This window comes from Brevibacillus borstelensis (assembly GCF_003710865.1).
Taxonomy (GTDB): Bacteria; Bacillota; Bacilli; order Brevibacillales; family Brevibacillaceae; genus Brevibacillus; species Brevibacillus borstelensis.
In genome coordinates, this window is sequence record NZ_RHHO01000002.1 from 117,099 (window position 1) to 139,431 (window position 22,333).

Annotated in this window: 21 protein-coding genes; all 21 read left to right on the forward strand. The window is 51.0% G+C overall.

All coding sequences use genetic code 11. From position 1 onward, the window contains the following. Positions 1-255 precede the first annotated feature (255 nt). The 21 genes from EDM54_RS01745 (at position 256) to EDM54_RS01835 (ending at position 22,233) form a co-directional block, all read left to right on the forward strand. Positions 256-594: a type II toxin-antitoxin system RelE/ParE family toxin gene (locus EDM54_RS01745; RefSeq protein WP_122957661.1), complete on the forward strand. Its 339-nt coding sequence runs from the start codon at positions 256-258 to the stop codon at positions 592-594. Then, positions 587-1,684, forward strand: a complete 1,098-nt coding sequence (locus tag EDM54_RS01750) for a HigA family addiction module antitoxin (RefSeq protein ID WP_122957662.1) — start codon at positions 587-589, stop codon at positions 1,682-1,684. Before EDM54_RS01745 ends, EDM54_RS01750 begins: the two co-directional genes overlap by 8 nt. A 134-nt stretch (positions 1,685-1,818) precedes the next feature. Beyond that, a complete protein-coding gene (locus tag EDM54_RS01755; RefSeq protein WP_122957663.1) occupies positions 1,819-2,004 on the forward strand; it encodes a hypothetical protein in 186 nt (61 codons plus the stop codon). A gap of 48 nt (positions 2,005-2,052) precedes the next feature. After that, positions 2,053-2,187: a hypothetical protein gene (locus tag EDM54_RS26845; RefSeq protein ID WP_255320328.1), complete on the forward strand. Its 135-nt coding sequence runs from the start codon at positions 2,053-2,055 to the stop codon at positions 2,185-2,187. Between the two features lie 527 nt (positions 2,188-2,714). Further along, positions 2,715-3,980 carry a hypothetical protein gene (locus EDM54_RS01760; protein ID WP_122957664.1) on the forward strand — a complete coding sequence of 422 codons (1,266 nt, stop codon included), beginning with the start codon at positions 2,715-2,717 and terminating at the stop codon, positions 3,978-3,980. Between the two features lie 77 nt (positions 3,981-4,057). Then, entirely contained in the window at positions 4,058-4,855 is a 798-nt protein-coding gene (locus EDM54_RS01765; RefSeq protein ID WP_003385817.1) for a ClpP family protease, read from the forward strand. Next, the gene (locus tag EDM54_RS01770) at positions 4,852-5,085 is read left to right on the forward strand and encodes a YlzJ-like family protein (protein WP_003385816.1); all 234 of its coding nucleotides are present in this window, start codon (positions 4,852-4,854) and stop codon (positions 5,083-5,085) included. Before EDM54_RS01765 ends, EDM54_RS01770 begins: the two co-directional genes overlap by 4 nt. Positions 5,086-5,191: 106 nt before the next feature. Continuing rightward, entirely contained in the window at positions 5,192-7,615 is a 2,424-nt protein-coding gene (locus tag EDM54_RS01775) for an FtsK/SpoIIIE family DNA translocase (RefSeq protein ID WP_122957665.1), read from the forward strand. Positions 7,616-7,829: 214 nt separating this feature from the next. After that, a complete protein-coding gene (locus tag EDM54_RS01780) occupies positions 7,830-8,555 on the forward strand; it encodes a GntR family transcriptional regulator (RefSeq protein ID WP_003385811.1) in 726 nt (241 codons plus the stop codon). Between the two features lie 59 nt (positions 8,556-8,614). Beyond that, entirely contained in the window at positions 8,615-9,676 is a 1,062-nt protein-coding gene (locus EDM54_RS01785; protein WP_003385809.1) for a BMP family lipoprotein, read from the forward strand. A 97-nt stretch (positions 9,677-9,773) separates the two neighbouring features. After that, entirely contained in the window at positions 9,774-11,315 is a 1,542-nt protein-coding gene (locus EDM54_RS01790; RefSeq protein WP_003385807.1) for an ABC transporter ATP-binding protein, read from the forward strand. Further along, positions 11,308-12,378, forward strand: coding sequence for an ABC transporter permease (locus tag EDM54_RS01795; RefSeq protein ID WP_003385804.1), 1,071 nt, complete (start codon positions 11,308-11,310; stop codon positions 12,376-12,378). Before EDM54_RS01790 ends, EDM54_RS01795 begins: the two co-directional genes overlap by 8 nt. After that, positions 12,378-13,337, forward strand: coding sequence for an ABC transporter permease (locus tag EDM54_RS01800; RefSeq protein ID WP_003385802.1), 960 nt, complete (start codon positions 12,378-12,380; stop codon positions 13,335-13,337). The genes EDM54_RS01795 and EDM54_RS01800 overlap by 1 nt, the downstream gene beginning before the upstream one ends. An 80-nt stretch (positions 13,338-13,417) precedes the next feature. Continuing rightward, entirely contained in the window at positions 13,418-14,590 is a 1,173-nt protein-coding gene (locus EDM54_RS01805; RefSeq protein WP_039071453.1) for a stalk domain-containing protein, read from the forward strand. An 81-nt stretch (positions 14,591-14,671) separates the two neighbouring features. After that, positions 14,672-14,827, forward strand: coding sequence for a hypothetical protein (locus EDM54_RS26315; protein ID WP_170208368.1), 156 nt, complete (start codon positions 14,672-14,674; stop codon positions 14,825-14,827). 82 nt (positions 14,828-14,909) lie between these two features. Continuing rightward, positions 14,910-16,619, forward strand: coding sequence for a sigma-54-dependent Fis family transcriptional regulator (locus EDM54_RS01810; protein WP_003385800.1), 1,710 nt, complete (start codon positions 14,910-14,912; stop codon positions 16,617-16,619). A gap of 161 nt (positions 16,620-16,780) precedes the next feature. Beyond that, positions 16,781-17,572: a 3-hydroxybutyrate dehydrogenase gene (locus EDM54_RS01815; protein WP_003385799.1), complete on the forward strand. Its 792-nt coding sequence runs from the start codon at positions 16,781-16,783 to the stop codon at positions 17,570-17,572. Between the two features lie 30 nt (positions 17,573-17,602). Next, entirely contained in the window at positions 17,603-18,820 is a 1,218-nt protein-coding gene (locus EDM54_RS01820) for an ABC transporter substrate-binding protein (RefSeq protein ID WP_003385798.1), read from the forward strand. A 54-nt stretch (positions 18,821-18,874) separates the two neighbouring features. Further along, positions 18,875-19,765 (forward strand): branched-chain amino acid ABC transporter permease, encoded by an 891-nt coding sequence (locus EDM54_RS01825; RefSeq protein WP_259676336.1) that lies wholly within the window; start codon positions 18,875-18,877, stop codon positions 19,763-19,765. A gap of 1 nt (position 19,766) precedes the next feature. Further along, on the forward strand, positions 19,767-21,536 hold the full coding sequence (locus EDM54_RS01830; protein WP_003385796.1) for a branched-chain amino acid ABC transporter ATP-binding protein/permease: 1,770 nt from the start codon (positions 19,767-19,769) through the stop codon (positions 21,534-21,536). Beyond that, positions 21,523-22,233, forward strand: coding sequence for an ABC transporter ATP-binding protein (locus tag EDM54_RS01835; RefSeq protein ID WP_003385795.1), 711 nt, complete (start codon positions 21,523-21,525; stop codon positions 22,231-22,233). The genes EDM54_RS01830 and EDM54_RS01835 overlap by 14 nt, the downstream gene beginning before the upstream one ends. Positions 22,234-22,333 lie beyond the last annotated feature (100 nt).

Here is a 22,333-nt window from a genome sequence, read left to right on the forward strand (position 1 = left end):
TTTAGGCATTAAATAGATAGCAGCACATTGCGGTCTCGCCTCACTCCGAGAGATCAAATAAGCCTCCTTGCCTGTTCTGAAATATAAATATCAGATGTTCTAACCTATAATTAAATGTCTCATTGTCTCTCCCTGCTCATATTGACTTACTTAATAGTTCTAATTATCCTGAAAGTTATATGACCTTAGGTACACAGCTAACGTACAACAAAAAATTTACCAACTTGGTTAATTTAAGTTTGACGGGAGACAATAATGAACATATACTATGCTAATAAGAGGATAGCAAGGGTATTCGACTCAAAGAAAAACTTAGATAAAACGTACGGGGTTGATATTTCTAAGAAAATACAGCAGCGCCTCTTTGAGTTAAATGCGGCTAATTCTTTGGATGACATCAGCCACTTGCCCCCTGCCCGCTGCCATGAATTGAATGGAGAAAGGGCGGGACAATTTGCAGTTGACCTAAAACATCCGCATAGGCTTATCTTTACACCGGGAGAAGACCCAGTACCTCGCAAAGCGGATGGCAGTATAGACAGGAAGCTAGTCACTTCAGTAATTATTCTCGAGGTGGTGAATTATCATGACTAAACAACTTTATAGTTTTAACCCTGATTATGTCGTGGCCCCTGGAGAAACCTTATTGGAGACGATCGAAGCTTTTGGAATGAGCCAATCCGAACTTGCAGAAAGGACCGGGTTAACAGCCAAACATATAAATGGGATTATTAAAGGAAGAGCTGCTATTACTCCGAGGACAGCACTGCAGTTCGAAAGAGTTTTAGGAGTGCCGGCGACTTTTTGGAATAACCTGGAAGCTAATTATCGTGAAAAGCTTGCCGAACTGGAAGAACGGGAGCAACTGGAGTCAGAGGTAAATTGGTTAAAACAACTCCCACTAAAGGTTTTATTAGACAGAGGATGGATTAAAAAGGGGAGTGACAATGCCGAGCAAGTAAAAAACGCCCTGAATTTCTTTGGTTGCGCCACTGTTGATGCTTGGAAAGAATACTGGCAAAAGTTGTTTTACTCACAAGAAGTGGTCTTCCGCAAATCTACAGCTTACGAAAGCGAAGTTGGGGCGGTAGCTGCTTGGCTACGGCAAGGAGAACTGCAAGCTCATGATATAAAGTGCAAACCATACAATACATCCGCTTTTAAGCAAGCATTAAAAAAAATTCGACTCCTAACGACTCAACCTCCAGAGATTTTTGTCCCACAGATGATTGAGTTATGTGCGGATGCAGGCGTTTGTGTAGTTTTTGTTCCCGAAATTCCAAAATGCAGAGTGAACGGAGCAACCCGATGGATTTCGCCTAACAAAGCATTGATTCAATTAAGTCTAAGATACAAAACTGATGACCACCTTTGGTTTACTTTCTTTCATGAAGCTGGCCACATTTTGTTGCATGGAAAAAAGGGGTATTTTTTGGAGGGTGTCAATAATGATGGTGATCAAGAAGAAGAGGCCAATAAATTTGCGGCCGATTTTTTGATGCCGCCGGATAAATACACTGATTTATTGGAAGGTAACATTTCAAGAGCTAAGATAGTGGCCTTTGCCAATGAATTAAGGATTGCTCCAGGAATAATTGTTGGTCGCTTGCAACATGATCGATATGTTAAGTTTAGTTATTTTAACGATCTAAAGGTGAGGTTGAAATGGTCTGAAGACGAATAATTAGTTTGTGAAAGTAGAAAGGCGTCATCAACAATCAAATATTCTGCACGATAAATACTTCACAACACGTGGAGTATTTTTTTGCCTTGATAAACGAACTAACGTTCGCATATAATACGAACAGGTGATATAGGATGGATTCAAAGGAGTTACTTCACAACTGGTTCATTTTGAACAAGACCGTTTCATATTCGAAGGACGATCTGGCATTAACCCAATCGGCCCCGTTGAAAATCCCGGGTATTCTGTCAAACGGAATCCGTGCCATGGGCAGTGCAGTCTATGCCCGGGAGAGGGAGGCGGCCAAAGAGCTACGGTAGAATGGTATTCGGATTGTCAAAGAGTTTTACGATCAACGGGAATACTTTGTGATATGGTCGCATCGCGGGCAGGTGGAGATGCTCCGGCTGCACGATAACATTGTGCTGCAGGGAGTTCAGAAGAAGGTCAATGAAGTAATGAAGCAGCTGACATGGAGTAAAGAAGACCCGCCTTCGCATTAAGTGGATACCAGTCGCTCCAAATTTCAGGTCGGTGTGATCGACAACGCCTTTGACAACCAAACTGACAACGCACATAAGTAAATGTGGTATAGATCAAAACATCAAAGTAAAAAAGAACCGCAGACAAATGCGGTTCATACAGAGGAAGTAACTTAAACGAGTTTCTTCTATTAAAATGGAAGTTTAAAAATGCTTTTTTCTTACAAGCAACATCCGAGCCGAAAATCCTGTTTGCACAAGGGTTTTCGGCTTGTTTTATTTTTCTTGAAAAGCCTCTTTACTGCAGCGAAATTAGTGGCCCTGCACTACTTGCCAAGGCTTTTGCCCTGCTCTCCTTATTTTTATTTTGAAAAAAATGGAATAGCACGGTAAAATGAACCAATCCCATGCCCGGGATGTAATTCCCAAGTTGCTGACAGTCCTGGATTGAAACAATCACGAAGCGTACAACGTCACATTACATGCTACACGTATTTCTTGAAGGTTCTTCCCTTATATGTGTTTAGAAGCAAAGGAGAGCGATCATATTGAAAACGAAGATCATTCCTCTGGCGATTGTAGCCTGCTTGCTGGTACCCTCATCCCAAGTGTGGGCCGAATCTGCCATCGTCAAAAAAATGAAAGAAACGGATCAAAAACAGCTGGCCGAAGAACGAAACAAAGAGTGCACAATGGGATGCCGGACGACGAGGGGATGGTCCCATCAGATTGGACCCGATTTTTTCGCATATCCCGACATGGCTAACGGTGCTGAGCTTTCACCCGATCAACTGTATCTTTTGCGGCGGTTGAACGATCTGTATCTGCAGCAAACGAAAATACTGCAGCTTGTCTGGGAGCAAAAGGTTTCCGCTCCCTACTCTCAGCAGAGAGAGGAAATAAAGGGGATTGTGCTCGACATGTTTGCACGTGTCGGGTCAATGCAGGACGTTTCTCCGAATGAAGTGAAGATCCTGCAGGAGGCTGTCCGCGTCGCAAGCAATCTGCACCTCTGGGACGACCTGCGAGAAGAGTGGGTGGAGGACAGGGATATCAATTTTGCTTACCAGTATGCAGAAGGCGTAGAGAAAGCTCTCGACCGTTTTCGGGAGGACATTTACAAGTACCGGGACCATATCCCTGGTGGACATTTTGCCCGCTTTGAATGGGGGCACGCTTTTACGATGAATGTCCTTAAAGAATTTCATAAGCCGTTGGCATCAGCGTACCCTGAGACTGTACACGCCTGGACCGAAAAATATACAGTGAAATTTTTAGATGATCTGCAAAAAGACAACACAGCGAAGCTGGATGAAAGATTACAGGCTGTTCTTTCGATCTACAACACTTACAAAGCGATGCCTGGAACAGCAGGGAAAGGCAGTCTGTCTTTTTCCCTGGGAGACAGAATCATTGAAATGATCAAAACCAATAATCAGACGATCACAGAGAACGAACGATACTACCAGGATTATGCCATCTCTCTTGGAAACCTATATGAGGTCTCCAAGCTTCCAGATATCGCTGCCGACAAGAAAAAGGCGATGAAGCTGCAGTGGTACCGTTCCTTTATGGAGGGACTTGGCAAGCTCGATGTCCCGGCTGTCTACAAAGGGAATTTCTATTGGTATGTTAACTATTTGGTTGACAATGACTTGAAGCTGTTCAACGCAGAATTTCCAAATGAGCGGAAGCTGCTGGCCAAACAGCTGCTCACAAAACTGAAGGAAGAAAAAAATCCGGAAAACAAGGCGGAATACAACCAAACAATCGCCAAGCTGACAAAGCTGACAAAGCTGGCGAACGGTAAATAAACGGATTGTCTTCCAAAGCTTGCATCTTTTCTCCTCCTGCGACCCATACTATCACAGACAGCGAAGGAGGAGGATTCATGCAAAACAGACAAAGGCCCGATTATTTGAATCGCCCCCCTTTTGGGAGCAATCAGGAGGCCCCGCAAACCGCGCCGACAGAACCGCAACAGCCTGGCCAGCCTCCGGGTGCAGAAGATCCGAAAAAGCGTTTGCTCGACTCCATCACGCAGTTGGGGCAAACCAATGTTCCTCAACTGGAAAGCAATATTTATTGTTTGACGATCATCGGACAGGTGGAAGGTCACATCCAGCTGCCGCCGCAAAACAAGACGACGAAATACGAGCATATCATTCCGCAACTGGTTGCGGCAGAGCAAAACAGCAAAATTGAGGGAGTCATGGTGATCTTGAATACGGTCGGGGGAGATGTAGAGGCAGGCTTGGCGATCGCGGAGATGGTCTCTTCTCTCTCGAAACCGGTCGTTACACTGGTCCTTGGAGGAGGACACAGTATTGGCGTGCCAATCGCCGTCGCTGGCGACTATTCCTTCATAGCAGAAACGGCGACCATGACGATTCACCCGATACGCTTGACCGGCCTTGTGATCAGTGTCCCGCAAACCTTTGAATACCTGGATAAAATGCAGGATCGAGTCGTCAGCTTTATCGCCCGCCACTCCAGGATCACAGAGGACCAGTTCCGCGAGCTGATGCTGAGGACAGGCGAATTGACGCGGGATATCGGCACCAATGTCATCGGAGCAGATGCGGTCAAGTACGGGTTGATTGACGAGGTAGGAGGGCTCGGCAAGGCGTTGAAAAAGCTGAACGAGCTGATCGAAAAAGCCCGGAACGGAGAGAAGGTGCTGCAGTGATTTTCTATTCCGTGGTCCCGATGGAAGTAGTGTTCGAAGGGATGGATCAGGTAGAGAAACAAGTCCTGCGTGAGCTCCCGATGGGTGAGGCGACTATGGTGGTTGAGCAAACAGGTCCTTACGAGGGCAAGATGGTTCGCCTGATCAGTCCCAATCCGCAGGACTATCTCAACCCGGCGTTTGCACCCGGTCAAGTGATCCGTTTTCGGCCGGAAGGTTTCGGGCAATAAGACCTGTATTTCTATGAATTTCCTGTGTTATACTAGATGTGGACAAACAGCAGCCGACCTACAAACGGCTGCCTTTTTATACGTCCGGACTTTTTTTGAGTGATAGATGAGTGATGGAAACGAAAGAAAGGAGGCATGCCACCTGAGTAGAAGAGCAAAAAGACAGTCGCAAGCGGCAGTTGCCTCTGTTGTCAAACTGGAGCTGCTGGGACTGGTCATGATCGTGCTTTGTCTCATCGGACTTTTGGAAAGCGGCTGGCTTGGAAAGAACATTCTCGCCTTTTTATTCCGCTTTTTGGCCGGGTCGTGGGATTTTACCATCCCATTATTGATCATGGGGCTGGCCGTACATATGATGTTTACCCGAAAACCGCCGCGGATGTCGTTGCGCGTTTTTGGATTGCTGCTCATACTTGTCGCTGTTTTGACCTGGGATCACATGTTTTTGTACAAGCAGGTAACGGCTGGAGGAACGTTTTCCGATCAGAGCATCATCCGCGTCACCTGGGATCGGATCTGGCTTGACCACAGCCAGAAGGTGTCGACGACCGGAGTCGGCGGCGGGATGGTGGGGGCGGTATTTTTCGCTCTATGCAATGGTCTCGTCGGGCCGATCGGTACCGGATTGATTATCGGCTTTTTGATTTTGGCCGGAATCATGTTTTTGTTCAACCTTTCTTACGTGGACATCGCCATTTTTGCGAGAGACAAAATCGCTCTGCTGTATGCCAAGATGAAAGATTCGGTCAAAGATTCTGTTCAAATGCTGCAAAATGAAAGCGAAAAGCGGAAGCAACTGGCTGAAGAAGAGCGCGAAGCGAAGAAAGCCAAGGAAGCGCAGATGGCAGCCGCGTCGAACGCAACACAAGCCTTTGATGCCGGCAATGCTGCCACTTCCGGGGACAGCCAGCCTGGAACAGGCGGAGAAGAGCAGACACAGCATGCAAGCGCACCGCTTATTCGCGATTTTGCGGAAAGGCTGGTGACCGAGCAGGGAAGCGAGGCGGACGAGGAAGCGATTGCAACTCCTCGCACGAAGCCACTGGTAGAGCGCGAGATTACCTTTTCGCTTGAGGGGGACGAAGAGATCTTTGGCACGCTGGAGGAGGAAGGCGCGCAGCCGAGCGTTCCTTATGTGCTCCCCAGCATTCAGATGCTGACCCGACCAAAGGCGTACATTCCAGGCAAAGATGTCGATCATACGTCCAACGCGAACAAATTGGTGCAAACGCTCAAAAGCTTCGGGGTCAATGCCATCGTCTCCGAGGTTCACCGCGGTCCGGCCGTTACCCGTTATGAAGTGCAGCCTGCAACCGGGGTGAAGGTGAGCAGGATTGTCAGTCTGACAGACGATTTGGCGCTGGCGCTCGCTGCCAAGGACATTCGCATCGAAGCGCCTATTCCGGGAAAATCAGCGATCGGGATCGAAATCCCGAATTCCGAGGTTGCGGTTGTCTCGCTTCGAGAGGTGCTGGAATCGGCCTCTTACCAGGATGCCTCCGCGAAATTGACGGTTGCCCTCGGGCGCGATATATCTGGCGAGCCGATCGTTGCCGACCTGACGAAAATGCCGCATTTGCTCGTCGCAGGCGCTACGGGCAGCGGGAAGTCTGTATGTATCAACGGGTTGATCATGAGTATTCTATTCAAAGCAAGCCCGGACGAAGTAAAGCTGATGATGGTCGATCCCAAAATGGTCGAGCTAAACGTATACAACGGCATCCCGCATCTGTTGGCACCGGTAGTCACTGACCCGCGAAGAGCCTCGGTTGCGCTGAAAAAAGTCGTGGCTGAGATGGAGCGGCGGTACAATCTGTTCGCCAAGACAGGCAGCCGCAACATTGAGATGTACAACCAGCAGGCAGAAGGGGCTCCACTTCCTTACATTGTCGTGATCGTGGACGAGCTGGCAGACCTGATGATGGTCGCGCCCGGTGAGGTGGAGGATGCGATTTGCCGTCTCGCCCAGATGGCGCGTGCGGCGGGGATCCATCTGATCATCGCTACGCAGCGCCCGTCAGTAGATGTCATCACGGGATTGATCAAGGCGAATATCCCTTCCCGGATTGCCTTCGGCGTATCATCCATGGCCGATTCCCGAACCATTCTGGATATGGGCGGTGCGGAGAAGCTCCTCGGACGCGGAGACATGCTCTATTTGCCGATGGGCGCTTCCAAGCCGACCCGTGTACAGGGGGCCTATGTTTCTGACAAGGAAGTAGAGGAAGTAGTAACGTTTGTCAAGGAACAGCAAGAGGCACGCTACCAGGAAGACATGATTCCGGAAGAGACAACAGAAGACGCGCAGCCGGTAGTCGACGATGATATGTACGACCAGGCTGTCCAAGTCGTAGTAGAGGCCCAGACGGCATCGGCTTCGCTTCTGCAGCGCAGACTGCGGGTTGGGTATACACGTGCGGCCCGTTTGATTGACATGATGGAGGCACAAGGCGTCGTGGGGCCTTACGAGGGAAGCAAGCCGAGAGAAGTGCGTTTGCCAAGGCCCACTCCCGAGAGCAACATTTCCTAAAATGAACATGATTTTCATATATGTACCTGCGGGGCGCAGAGACGAGACGATCGTCAGAAAACTGTCATCTAGTCAAAAAAATTGGCTTGCATGATATTCGCCCCTAGGGTACAATTTTTACGGGATTGAAGGAAATTGTTGTTATCCTCTCTTGATTTCAAGAGGTCTGACGTCCTACCTATTCGAATAGCTGAGGAAGCAGGAGTGGAGGAAGATGAGCATCAAGGGGAATTTCCGTTCGCTTTGTCTCTTGGTAATGGACAAGATCAAAAGCGACATCGATTCCGGGAAGCTAAAACCCGGTGAACGTCTACCTTCCGAAGCCGACCTTTCCAAGCAGTTGGGTGTGAGCCGAGCGACGCTGCGGGAAGCTCTTCGCTTGCTTGAAGAAGAGAAGATTGTCATTCGGAGACACGGTGTGGGGACCTTTATTAATTCTCGACCTGTTTTTTCAGGTGGAATTGGGGAACTCTTTAGTGTGACGGATGCAATCGAACGCCAAGGCTATGTTGCCGGCACAACCATTTTGCGTACAGCTTACGGCGAACCTGCGGAGGAAGAGCGGAAAAAGCTTTCTCTCAATCCGGGAGAGGGCGTTCTCATGGTAGAACGGATTCGCACGGCAGATGGGGAACCGGTGGTCTACTGTTTTGACCGCATACCCGCCCATTTGGTACCTGGAGGCTATACGGAGGGTGGAGAATCTATTTTCAAGTGGCTGGAGTCCGTGACCGGGATCCGCATCGCTTATGCGATTGCCGATATGGAACCGCTCGGACATTGCGAAAAGGTATCTCCCCTGTTGCAGTGCAACAAGGCGACGCCTCTCTTGCTCTTGAAACAGATTCACTACGACGAAAGTGAACGGCCTGTCTTGTATTCACACAATTACTTTCGGGCTGACAAATTTCACTTTCACGTTGTACGCAGACGGTTGTAACACGTGAGGGAAACCTCACTCAACAATTTCATCTCATTAAAAATAGGGGGTATTCTGACATGAAAAAGGTACTTTCTGTCCTGTCCGTGGCAACCCTTAGCCTGTCTTTGGTTTTGGCCGGCTGTGGAAGCAAACCAGAAGGACAACCAGGTGGTGCTAACCAAGGTGGAGCAGAAGGGGGAGCCCAAGGCGGAGCAGCGCCTACTGCACGCATCGGCATGGTTACCGACGTGGGCGGGGTAAACGACAACTCCTTTAACCAAAGTGCATGGGAAGGGCTGCAAAAACTGCAGAAGGACCTGAACCTGCCGCAGGACAACGTAAGCTACCTGCAATCCACCTCTGATGCTGACTACATCCCGAACTTGACTCAATTTGTAAAAGACAAGTGGGATCTGACTTGGGGTATCGGTTTCGTTATCGGTGACCACGTGAAGAAAGTAGCTACTGAAAACCCTGACAGCAAGCTCGCTATCATCGACGCAGAAGTAGACGCGCCAAACGTGGAATCCGTTCTGTTCAAAGAGCATGAAGGTTCCTTCCTGGCTGGTGTCGTAGCGGCGAAAATGTCCAAGAGCAAAAAAGTTGGTTTCGTGGGCGGTATGGAAATCCCAGTAATCAAGCGCTTTGAAGTTGGCTTTGAAGCTGGTGTAAAAGCAGCTGATCCAAGTGTTGAAGTAGTAAAAGTATACACGGGTGCATTTGACAAGCCTGACCTCGGTAAATCTACTGCATCCCAAATGTACGGCCAAGGCGTAGACATCATTTTCCACGCTTCCGGCGCAACTGGCGATGGCGTGTTCAACGAAGCAAAAGACCGCAAATCCAAAGGCGAAAATGTTTGGGTAATTGGTGTAGACAAAGACCAGTCCCTGACATTTGGTGATGAAGTAACGCTGACTTCCATGGTAAAACGCGTGGATGAAGCTGTTTACCGCGTATCCAAAGACGTGATCGACGGCAAATTTGAAGGCGGAAAAATCGTATGGCTCGGTCTGGCTGAAGACGGTGTAGGCCTGGCAGAAACCTCGAAGAAAAATGTGCCTGAAGACGTATTGAAGCTGGCAGATGAGTTCAAGCAAAAAATCGTTAAAGGCGAAATTACAGTACCAGAAAAGTAAGAAGACCTCTAAGACTGCACACGGACAAGGCTAGTTCGAGCGACTAGCCTTGTTCTTTACCTTCTACACTAGACCCACAAAAACGGGGGGAACATGGTTGAAACCTGTACAGACTGTTGTTGAAATGCGCGGTATCACAAAGCGCTTCCCCGGCATTATTGCCAATGACAACATCAACCTTGTTGTGAAAAAAGGGGAAATCCACGCCCTCCTGGGAGAGAATGGCGCTGGCAAGTCCACACTGATGAATGTTTTGTTCGGTTTGTATCAGCCTGAAGAGGGCGAAATCCTCATTAACGAGAAGCCGGTGAAAATCACCAGCCCCAGCGTAGCGAATGATCTTGGTATTGGAATGGTTCATCAGCATTTTATGCTCGTAGAAAAGTTTACGGTTACAGAAAACATTGTATTAGGAAATGAACCGAAATCCGGGTTACAGATAGATATGCAGAGTGCCATCAAAGCAGTCGAGAAGTTGTCCAATCAATACGGCTTGAAGGTGGATCCGCGAGCCAAAATTGAGGATATATCCGTGGGGATGCAACAGCGTGTAGAGATTTTGAAAACGCTTTACCGCGGCGCCGATATTCTGATCTTCGATGAGCCGACAGCTGTGTTAACCCCTCAAGAAATCGTGGAACTGATCGAGATTATGCACAACCTCGTCAAAGAAGGCAAAACGATTATCTTGATCACCCACAAGCTAAAAGAAATCATGGCTGTCTGTGATACGGTTACCATCATCCGCAGAGGAAAAGTCATCGATTCCGTAGGGGTAAAGGATACAAATCCGGACGACCTTGCGGCAAAAATGGTCGGTCGTGAAGTTAACTTCCGTGTCGATAAGAAGGAAGCAAATCCGAAAGAAGTCATTTTGTCTGTGGAAAATATTACGGCGATGGGCAACAGAGGCGTCAATGCGCTCAACAGCATCTCGCTGGAAGTAAGGAGCGGGGAGATCCTCGGCATCGCGGGTGTCGATGGCAACGGGCAAAGTGAACTTATCGAGGTATTGACAGGGCTGCGGAAAGCCTCCAGCGGACGTGTGCTGCTCAAAGGTCAAGATATAACGAACAAGACACCGCGCGTCATTTCGGAGTCGGGCTTGTCGCACATTCCCGAAGACCGCCACAAGCACGGTCTTGTCCTTGACTTCCCGATGAGTGAAAACATGGTGCTGGAAACGTATTTCCATCCAGAGTTCAATAAAAACGGCTTCCTGGACTACGCGGCAATAGACAAGCATGCGAGCAAACTGATCGAGGAGTTTGACGTGCGGACACCGAGTATTCACACCCCTGCACGGGCTCTTTCCGGGGGCAATCAGCAAAAAGCGATTATCGCCCGCGAAGTGAACAAGGATCCGGATCTGTTGATTGCAGCTCAGCCTACACGTGGTCTCGACGTTGGAGCCATCGAATTTATCCATAGACGTCTGATTGAACAGCGGGACAAAGGAAAGGCCGTCTTGTTGCTATCCCTGGAGCTTGACGAGATCATCAACGTTTCCGACCGGATCGCGGTCATTTACGAAGGCCAGATCGTCGGCATTGTTGATGCGAAACAGACGGACGAGCAAGAACTTGGCTTGATGATGTCTGGTGGAAAACGAATGCAAGGAGGCGGCAACGGTGAATAGAGTCATTGCCATCTTTACCAAGGAGTCGTTCCTCGTACCGGTTGCTGCCATTATTCTGGGCCTGTTGACGGGCGCTGTCGCCATGCTGGCAGGCGGTTTTAATCCAATTCAGGCATATGCGTCCCTGGTTGAAAAGGTATTTGGAAGCTCTTATAACTTTGGGGAAACGATTCGTCAGATTACCCCGCTGATCTTTACAGGTCTCTCCGTGGCATTTGCGTTCCGGACCGGTCTTTTCAATATCGGTGCCGAGGGGCAATTTATTATCGGGATGATCGCTTCTACGGCAGTAGGGATTTCTTTTGATCTTCCGGCGTATATTCATGCTCCGCTCGCAGTGATTGCAGGTGCTCTTGCCGGGGGACTGTGGGGCGCTATCGCGGGATGGCTCAAGGCTGCGCGAGGCGTAAACGAAGTGATCACGACAATCATGTTAAACTGGATTGCCTTGTACTTTGCCAACTACGTTGTCAAGGCGTTTTACCTTCAAGAAGGCCAGCAGCGCTCGGAAATGATCAAGGATTCGGCGTCTATCTCTTTTGCATGGCTTTCCCAGATGTTTGACAGTGCCCGCCTGCATTGGGGGACGTTGCTTGCGATTTTGGCCGCGGTATTCTTTTATATCCTTCTCTGGAAGACAAAATCGGGCTTCGAGCTCCGCGCTGTAGGGTTAAACCCGCATGCTTCGGAATACGCGGGGATGAATGTGAACCGCAATGTGGTCAATGCCATGTTCGTCGGCGGCATGTTCGCAGGTATCGGCGGAGCGTGCGAGATTTTGGGCGTATTCCATTACCAATCGATTATGGCTGCACAGCCCGGATACGGCTTTGACGGTATTGCGGTAGCGCTGATCGGAGGAAACACCCCGCTTGGTGTCATTTTGGGGGCCATTCTGTTTGGAATGCTTACATTTGGAGCTGCCGGTATGAAATTCGGTGCAGGGGTACCGGTCGAGCTGATTCGGGTAGTAATCTCCTCTGTCATTTTCTTCGTTGCAGCGCATGGAATCGTCAAGTTTTTCATTAAGCCACTTTTACAGAAGAAGGAGGGTGGAAACTGATGGATTGGGGAGTGATTATCGGCAACCTTATTCATGATACCATCGTGTTTTCCACTGCCTTGATATTCGCCGCTCTGGGCGGTATGTATTCGGAGCGATCCGGCGTGGTGAACATCGCGCTGGAAGGGATGATGGTCATCGGCGCCTTTACCGGTGCAGTGTTTACTTTCTTTGCTCAGGATTCATTCGGCTCATTGGCTCCTTGGATCGGTTTGGTGGGAGCGTGCATTGCCGGAGCGCTATTCGCTACGCCGCACGCGGTCGCTTCTATCACGTTTAAAGCCGACCAGGTCGTCAGTGGTGTCGCCCTCAACTTTTTGGCAACAGGTCTGTCTGTCTACCTGACCAAGATCATTTTCAACGGTGCAGGACAAACGACGACATTGCAGCAAGTATTCAGCAAGTGGCACATCCCGGTGCTCAGCGACATTCCCATTTTGGGACATGCCATTTTCGAAGGCTACCCGACCAGTTATATTGCCTTCGCACTGGTTGCGCTTTCCTGGTATCTGCTGTTTAAAACGTCATTCGGGCTTCGCCTGCGGGCGGTCGGGGAACACCCGCGTGCTGCCGATACCGTTGGGATCAACGTAAAACGCATGCGTTACACGGCTGTTATGATCAGCGGCGCTTTGGCAGCTATGGGTGGAGCAACGATTGCGCTTACTACCACCAGCAACTTTTCTCACAATACCGTGTCCGGACAAGGCTTTATCGCCCTTGCCGCTCTCATTTTCGGGAAATGGCATCCTGCCGGCGCGATGGGGGCTGCCCTGTTCTTCGGGGTAGCGCAAGCGATCAAATCGCTGGTTCAAATTTTTGGTCTCACCAAATACGTCCCGACCGAAGTGATTTTCATGCTTCCATACATTCTCACCATCCTGGTGTTGGCTGGTGTGGTTGGACGCTCCAGCGCTCCTGCCGCATTGGGCAAAGTGTATGATACCGGATCTCGCTGATTAACATTTTTTGCGTCTGGAACCTGCTTTCTCCCCTGTGCGATAATGTGTACGAGTTTGAACGCATAGGGGGGAAAAAGATGACTCGCTGTGTACATACTAACAGCCCTCGTCTTATCAGCAGGCTTCTGGGCGCTTTTTTGCTTGTGACATCTTTCACGATAACCCACAGCATGGATGCTCATGCCCAGACATCACGCCCCGTCATCTCGATGATGATAGATGGCAAAGGGGTGCTCTCCGATGTACAGCCTCTTCATCAGAACGGACGCATTTTGGTTCCAATCCGCCTGCTTGCGGAGCACTCGGGCGCAGATGTTTCCTATGATCCGGATACACGCCAGGTGACCTTGCGGGATGGAGCCCATCAGGTGGCTGTGTTCCCTGAAAGCAGAGTGGGATATGTAAATGGAAGCCGCAAAAAGCTGGATACAGCACCCGTAGTCAGAAATAGAAGGACACTTGTACCGATTCGGTTTGTCAGTGAATCCTTGGGATACGAAGTGACGTGGGACCAACGGGCAAAAGTGGCGAAGATTTGGACAAAGCCAGTCGCCGAAAATGAAAGGAAGCGTTTGGAGCGAGGAAACCCGTATATCGTCCAGGCTGGAGATACCTTGGAGACGATCGCCAAGCGGCATGGTACAAGTGTTTCTGCAATTCAAGGCAACAATGCTGACGACGCCGGGTATCTGCTCACGGGTCAACTGCTGTTTTTGCCGGGTAACGCGAAAAAGGCAGTGAACCCTCTGTCTGCCGCGGTGGACCATTCTGTGCTTCTCTCGGAAAGATACGTCTTCCCATTTGACAGCAAAAGCGAGTATCAGCCATTTGGAGACAGCTTTGGCTTTGGGCGGGAGTGGACAGAATCAAACTCGGGAACAGTCCGCTCCCATGAAGGAATTGACATCATGGCACCACAGGGGACGCCTGTTTACAGCGTAGGAGACGGCGTGATCAATCGGATCGGCTGGAACACTTATGGCGGGTGGCGAGTCAACATCACCGATGAAAACGGGAAATACCGGATGTATTACGCCCATTTGACAGCCTACCCGCCTGATCTGAAAGTAGGTTCGACGGTCAGACCCGGGCAGTTGATTGGATTTGTCGGCACGACAGGCTATGGACCACCCGGGACAGATGGCATGTTTCCGTCTCACCTGCATTTCGGACTGTATCGGACTGCAGACGATCGGGCAATCAATCCGTACTACTACCTGCAATACTGGGAAAACAACAAGGTTGATTAGCAGCTGATTAGCAAAGGAAGCATTTGGGGCAGACTACCTGTATGGAAGGACTTCAACCATGAGGAAGAAGGAGGACACCATATGTGGACATGTCCCTACTGTGGCGGGAATCACGGCTTGCCTTTTCATGACGGTCAGCTGGACGGCATGCTTTGTCTGGAACCCGATTGCGGGCGATTTGCGGAAAGCGTTTCAGACCACGACGATCTCAGTGAATGGGACGCCACGGATTTTTAGTGCATGATTAGAGGGAGCGCGAATCGCTCCTTTTTTCTTTTCCTTTTTTTCGGTAAAGTGGAAGCATAAAGGAGGTAATCCGATGCAGATTGAATTGATCGAATTTTTAGACTTGATTCCGTACGGGATTGTTTTGGTTGATCGGGATGGAATGATTACCTTTGTCAACACGGCCGGTTCACAGCTTTTGGGACTGAAGAGAGAAGAGATTGTGGAGCGGCCGATCAGCAGTATTGCCCCCGGCTCTGATATGCTGCAGGTCATGAGCCAGGGACGACCCAGTTTACGCAGAGAGATTCGCTATGGCGAAAAGCTTTTTCTCGTTGACCGCCTCCCTTTCTCTGTTGCAGGAGAAGTGGTAGGTGGCATTTCCATTTTTCAGCCTCTGGGCCATATGGCAGACAGCCTCGGAAGGTGGACCGAACAAGAACGCGAGCTGCATCAGTTCAAAGAGCTGGTCGAGCAGCTATATGACGGAATTGTCATGTGTGACAAAAGCGGGATCATTACGATGATCAATCAAAGCTACTGCGATTTTTTAGGCACGACGATTGAGGAGGCGATCGGACGCCATGTTACGGAAGTGATTGAAAATACGAGAATGCATCTCGTCATCAAGAGCGGCAAACCCGAGATAGACCAGCTAATGCGGATCGGTGACAGGGAGATCATCGTAAGCCGTATGCCGCTGAAGGAAGGGGAGGAGACGGTAGGCGCATTGGGCAAGGTCGTATTCAGCGATTTGCGCGAGCTGCGCAGTATCGTGGAACGCTACAACATCATGGAGCGAAAGCTGGACTTTTACCGTCAGGAGCTAAAGCGGATGATGGGAGCGAAATACTCGTTCGCCCATATTTTTGCCGAGCACCCCCTCATGAAAGAAGCCGTCCATCTGGCCAAACGGATCGCGCAAACGAAATCCTCGGTATTGATCCTCGGTGAGAGCGGGACCGGTAAGGAGCTGTTTGCTCATGCAATCCATGAAGAGAGCAGCAGGGCGGATGGAGCGTTCGTCCGGGTAAACTGTGCCGCCATCCCAAAGGATCTGATGGAAGCAGAGCTGTTCGGGTACGAAGACGGAGCGTTTACCGGAGCGAAAAAAGGAGGAAAGCCCGGCAAGATTGAGCTGGCAAACAACGGGACGCTGTTTCTCGATGAGATCGGGGACATGCCTTTGGATATGCAGGCGAAGCTGCTTCGCGTCCTGCAAGAAAAGGAAGTGGAGCGGATCGGAGCGACCAGACCGGTCAGCGTGGATATTCGCGTCATCGCGGCCACCCATCGTCCTTTGGAGAAATTGATTCGGGAAGGCAGCTTTCGCGAGGATTTGTATTATCGACTGAATGTCTTCACGATTAACCTGCCGCCTCTCCGGGTGCTCGGACTCTCCATCATTGCGCTGGCCCATGAGCTGATCAAAAAGCTGAACAACGAGCTGTATACCGATGTAACAGGCATCAGCCGGCAGGTACAGGAGATTTTTTTGGCGCATCGTTGGCCGGGCAACATGCGGGAAATGAACAATGTGCTGGAGAGGGCCGTACAGTTGGCGGAACAGGGGGAGCTGGAGGTGGAGCATCTGCCGCCTTATTTGCTGGACAGACAGGTGACTGTTGACAGTGAAAATGCTTCGTTTGACCTCGAGGCGGAGGTGGCCAAGACGGAAAGACGCGTGCTCGAAGCTGCACTGGCTCACTGCGGCGGAAACAAAGTCCAGGCAGCCCAACTGCTAGGCATACATAGGGCAAGCTTGTACCGGAAGCTGGAAAAGCACCGGATACCCAACGAATGATCGTCGCAAAAACGCAACATGTCGCAAAGTTGAATCAAGAATGTGTCGCAAAAATGAAACATTCAGATTCAAGAAAGCGATCAATTCTGCTCCTTTCCACTTGGCACAAAGGTTGCAAATATTCTGAATTACAAACGGTTACAAGTGTGGAAGGAGGACCTATGCAAACAAATCTGAAACTCGACAAAGTCGCTTTGATTACAGGGGGGGCAAGCGGGATCGGGCTGTCGATCGCAGAAAAAATGTATGCCGCGGGGTGTCAGATCGCCATCGCTGACATCGACGAAAAGAAGGCGCGGTCTGCTGTTGACTCCATGGAAGCGAGGGACAGCCAAAAGAAAATCGCCATTCAGGCGGATTTGTCCAACTTCGCTTCGATCCGCGAGATGGTTGCTGTTTGCCAAAAAGAGCTTGGCGCTGTCGACATCCTCGTGAACAATGCCGGCTTCCAGCATGTTTCTCCGATTGAGACGTATGATCCTGCGACGTTTCAAAAAATGATTGAGGTCATGCTGGTAGGACCATTCGTGGCGACACAAGCCGTTTTTGCCCAGATGAAACAGCGGGGCTGGGGCAGAATCATCAACATTTCCTCGATCAATGGCAAAATCGGTGCTCCGTTTAAAGCCGGTTATTGTTCTGCAAAACACGGGATTATCGGACTGACGAGAGTGACGGCGATGGAAGCGGCAGACTCAGGTGTGACCTGTAACGCCATTTGCCCCGGGTATGTGGATACGCCGCTCGTCCGCAATCAATTGGCTGATCTTGCAAAAAGCTACCAGGTACCAGAAGAAGAAGTGCTCGAAGAGGTGATTCTCAGAAACGTGCCCCAGCACCGCTTGCTGGAGGCGGGGGAAATTGGCGAATTTGCGGTATTTCTCGCATCTGACCAAGCTGCGGCAATCACCGGTCAGGCCATCAATATCTCGGGCGGATATGTCATGCACTAATAATTTTGGGTAAGAGGGGGACTGGCAGCAGTGAAAAAGGCAAGATGGTGGTTTACGTTGGCGATGGTACTTGCCGTGGGGGCAGCGGGATGCGGACCGAAGCTGGACCAATCTTCAGGCGGTCAATCCGGCGGGCAGACGCAGGCGGGAGCAGCACCCGGCAGCCAGAGCTCCGGGGGAGAGTTCAACGTCGGATTGGCGATTTCGCTCAGCGGCGGAACGGCCAAGTTCGGGGAAGCGGTCAAGCGGGCTGCCCAAATGGCGGTCGACGAGTTTAACGAAGCGGGCGGAGCTGATGGCAAGAAAGCGAAGCTGATCGTGTACGATGACGAGGCCAAACCCGAGAAATCGGTTGAGATCGTTCAGAGATTGATACAGCAGGACAAAGTGGTCGGCTTTGTCGGGCCTGCCAACTCCGGAAATGCAAAAGCCCACATCAAGTTTGCTCAGGAAGCCGGGGTGCCGGAGATCATCCCGGTCGCGACGGGAACGACCATTACCCAGACCTATGAAAAGGAGGACAAGAACTACATCTTTCGGGTAGCGCCCTATGACAAGGGGCAGGTAGAAACCATCCTGAAGTGGGTCGTGGAAGAGAAAAAATTGACCAAGATCGGTCTGCTGCATGATACGACCGGTTACGGGCAGGGCGGCAAGACGGACGTGGAAGGCGTGCTGAAAGACAAATACAACATGACTTTGACCGCAACCGAGTCGTTCCAGGTAAACGATACGAACATGGAGGCGCAGTTGAGCAAAATGCGCGATGCACAGGTTGAAGTCGTGATCTTTTACGGTCTTGCCCCGGAGGCGGCTCAATATTTGAAATCCCGGCAAAAGCTGAACTACTATCCGCTGACGGTCGCGTCCTGGGCGATGGGGGACCCGACAGTGAAAGAGCTGGTGGGAGATCTGGTCAACAAGGACGTTTACATGGTTCAGTCCTTTACGATCGATCAAAGCGCTGAATCAAAAGCATTTCACGACAAGGTGGTAGCCAAATACGGCGAAGACATCTTCCCGATCGCATCGGCTCAAGGGTACGATTGCATGCAGCTGATCCTGCAGGCCGTCAAGAAAGCGGGAACAGACCCGAAGGCGATACGGGACGCTATCGAAAATATGACCGGCTTTACCGGCATCACGGCGATTGGGGAACAGCCGTTTACAAAAGAGAATCACGAAGCGTTGACCAGCTCCAATATGTTTTTGGCGACCTATAGGGACGGCGTAATCGTCAAGCCTTAGCGCTTCGAAGTTCTCTTGACGACTTCGTGGCACGGAAGATCTGGAGAGGAGGTAGTGTTATTGCTGCAAGCCATCGTGAGCGGATTGATTCTGGGGAGCATTTACGCGATTATTGCCCAAGGCTATTACATTACGTTTGTGACCAACCGGACGATGAACTTCGGCCAGGGAGACTTTCTGATGCTGGGCGCTTTGGTGGGATTGACAACATTGGGTACGGTGACTTCTGCAGGAATGAACCTGTTTGTATCAGTTCTCGTCACGATGGTGGTCGTGGCAGCGGCTATGGCCATGCTTGGCTGGGGGCTGGAGAGGGGAGCGATTCGGCCCCTCGGCCACGTTTTGTCCGTGGGCTGGATTCTCAGTACGGTTGCCGTTTCCTTGATGATTCGCAATATTGCGATGCTGATCTGGGGGAGAAATGTGATCCCGTTTCCGTCCCCTTTTGGAGATGAGGTCTACCGATTTGGTTCCGTGGGCATCACCAAGCACGAGATCTTTGTCGCGATCTGTGCCATCGTCATCATGGCCTGCCTGTTTTTCTTCCTGAACCGATCGCTGCTCGGAAAGGCTCTCGCTGCTGTCGCTTTCAACCCGGATGCTGCGTCGCTGATGGGCATTAACCCAAGGCGGATGGCGGTACTCGCCTTTGCTCTCTCGTCAATGTTGGCCGGCGTCGGCGGCATCCTGGTCGGACCGATCACCAATACCGCGTTTTTCATGGGAGCAACACTCGGTTTAAAGGCTTTTGCTGCTGCCATTATCGGGGGATTGACCAATCCGCTCGGAATTTTGATCGGCGGACTGCTGCTCGGGGTCATCGAGCAGGTATTCTCTCTCTACAGTTCTGCCTACAAGGATGCCAGCGCGTTTTTGCTGATCCTGATCGTCCTTATTTTTATGCCCCAAGGATTGCTCGGAAAGAAAGTAAAGGAGAAGTTTTGATATGAAAAAGTGGCTCCTTTATCTCTTGATAGCGCTTGCCTTGTACTTCTTTCCCTGGCTGTTTCCCAGCTCGTATTACGTGCATATGGCCCAAGGCTTCCTCTACACCTATATTGTCGTAGCCGGACTCAATCTGCTTGTCGGCTTGTCTGGCCAGCTTTCATTGGGGCATGCCGGATTTTATGCCATAGGCGCCTATGTCACCGGCCTTTGCACTGTAGCCGGGGTGCCGTTTCTTCTCAGCTTGCTGCTAGGGGTCCTGATTTGTGCCGGAGCGGGCGGACTCGTGGCAATGCTGTCGCTCCGGGCCAAAGGGCCGTATCTTGCAATGGTGACGATCGCCTTTGGTTTGCTCGTGGAGATTGTAGCCAATCGCTGGGTAGAAGTGACGGGTGGACCGGCAGGCTTGTATTTGCCGGAAGCAAAGCTGTTTGGACTTGGTCTTGGAACGGTGTCTTACTACTGGTTCATTGCTGTCATAGCGCTTGTCGTCACCGTTTTGATCGACAATCTCTTTACCTCTCGATATGGCAGAACATTCCGGGCGATGGGGAACAGTGAAGTAGCTGCGGCCACAGCAGGCGTACACGTCCGCAACTGGAAGGTGCTGGCGTTTGCAATCAGCGCCTGCACGGCCGGTCTCGGAGGAGCGCTGTTTGCGTTTCAAAATGCGTATTTCAACAGCGATACCTTCACCTTCGACAAATCGATTCTGTTTCTTGTCGGCGTCATTGTCGGCGGTGCCGGTACGAGACTGGGACCGCTGGTCGGGACGATTGTCATTTTCCTCCTGCCGCAATGGGTGCAAAGCTTGTACAATTACCACCTGCTGATATTCGGCGGAATTCTGCTGCTTAGTCTGATCGCCCTGCCTGAGGGGATCGTCGGGGGGATCCAGCGCATCTTCAAACAAAGGAACCAATATTCCGGCACACCTTCGCTACCTGCTCCTGATTCGGATGGGCCGAGCCAGATGGGCAGCCGGGACGGAGCCGATTTAAACGTACAGGCAGCGGTCATGGAGTTTGACGGATTTCGGGCGGTGGATGCCATCGATCTGCAGATAAAAGGCTCGGAGGTAAGAGGGCTGATCGGGCCGAACGGGTCGGGCAAAAGTACGACTGTCAACATGCTCTCCGGCGTCTATGTCCCAACCAAAGGGAAGCTGTCGTGGAAGGGTGTGGACGTAACCAGCTTTCCGCCTCATCGGATGGCTGCCGCCGGGATTACCCGAACGTTTCAAAATCTGCAGCTTTTCCACGAATTGACCGTACTGGAAAACGTGATGCTCGGCTTCCATCTCCACTACCGGAAGGGCTTTGCCGCCAATATCCTGCATACGCCCGGCTTTTTGAGAGAAGAAAGCCATTTCCGGGCGGAAGCGATGCGTCTGCTTCAATTTGTCGGCCTGGCCGAAAAAGCGGGCGAGCAGGCGGCAGCGCTCTCCTACGGTCAGCAGCGCTTGGTCGAAATCGCCCGTGCACTCGCCACCAAGCCCGATCTTTTGATCCTCGATGAACCTGCGGCAGGAGCCAGTCTGTATGAGGTGGACAATATCGTTCGGGTCATCCGCAAAGTGAAGGACTCGGGGATTGCCATTTTGCTGGTGGAGCACCATATGGAAATCGTCATGAACGTCTGCGATACGATCACCGTGCTGGACTTTGGGAAAAAGATTGCAGAGGGCGATCCCGCTTTCATCAAGAACCATCCACAAGTCATCGAAGCCTATCTGGGCGGGGAGGAGGTGACGAAGCTTGTTGTCGGTTAATAACGTTCGGGTTCATTACGGGATGGCCGAAGCACTGCGTGGGGTCAATCTCCAGGTCGCGAAAGGGGAGGTCGTCGCTCTGATCGGGCGCAACGGCGCGGGCAAGACAACGCTGTTAAAAGCGATTACGGGACTGGTAAAACTGCGAGAAGGGGAGATTCATTTCCAAGGAAAGCGGATATCCGGCATGCCTGCTCATGAGATCATGCGTCTCGGCATCGGCCATGTACCGCAGGGGAGGCAAGTATTCGGAGACCAGACGGTGGAGGATAATCTCATTCTGGGGGCGTACACAAAGATCAAACAGCAGCCACGTCAGGTTCGCGAGTGGCTGGAGCGGGAATACACCCGTTTTCCAAGACTGAAGGAACGCGCGAAGCAAATGGCCGGGACCTTGTCCGGGGGAGAGCAGCAAATGCTGGCGCTGTCCCGTGCGCTGATGTCGGATCCCGAGCTGCTCGTCCTGGATGAACCGTCAATGGGGCTGTCGCCCTTATACGTGAAGCTCATTTTGGATACGGTGACACAGCTTCGCAGCGAAGGCAAAACGATCCTTTTGGTAGAACAGCTGGCTGCCGCTGCCTTGGCCATTTCAGACCGGGCCTATGTCCTCTCCTCCGGCCAGGTGGAAATGAGCGGAGCTGCCGACGAGCTTTTGCATGACGAAAAAGTCGTACGCACCTATCTCGGCGCATAATGTAAGAAAAGCAGCAAAAGGCGGATTGTGTAAATGCCGCTTTTTGCAGGGCAAACCGCCCGGCCGTAGCTCCTGCTATTGCCGGGTGGGTTATTTTCAG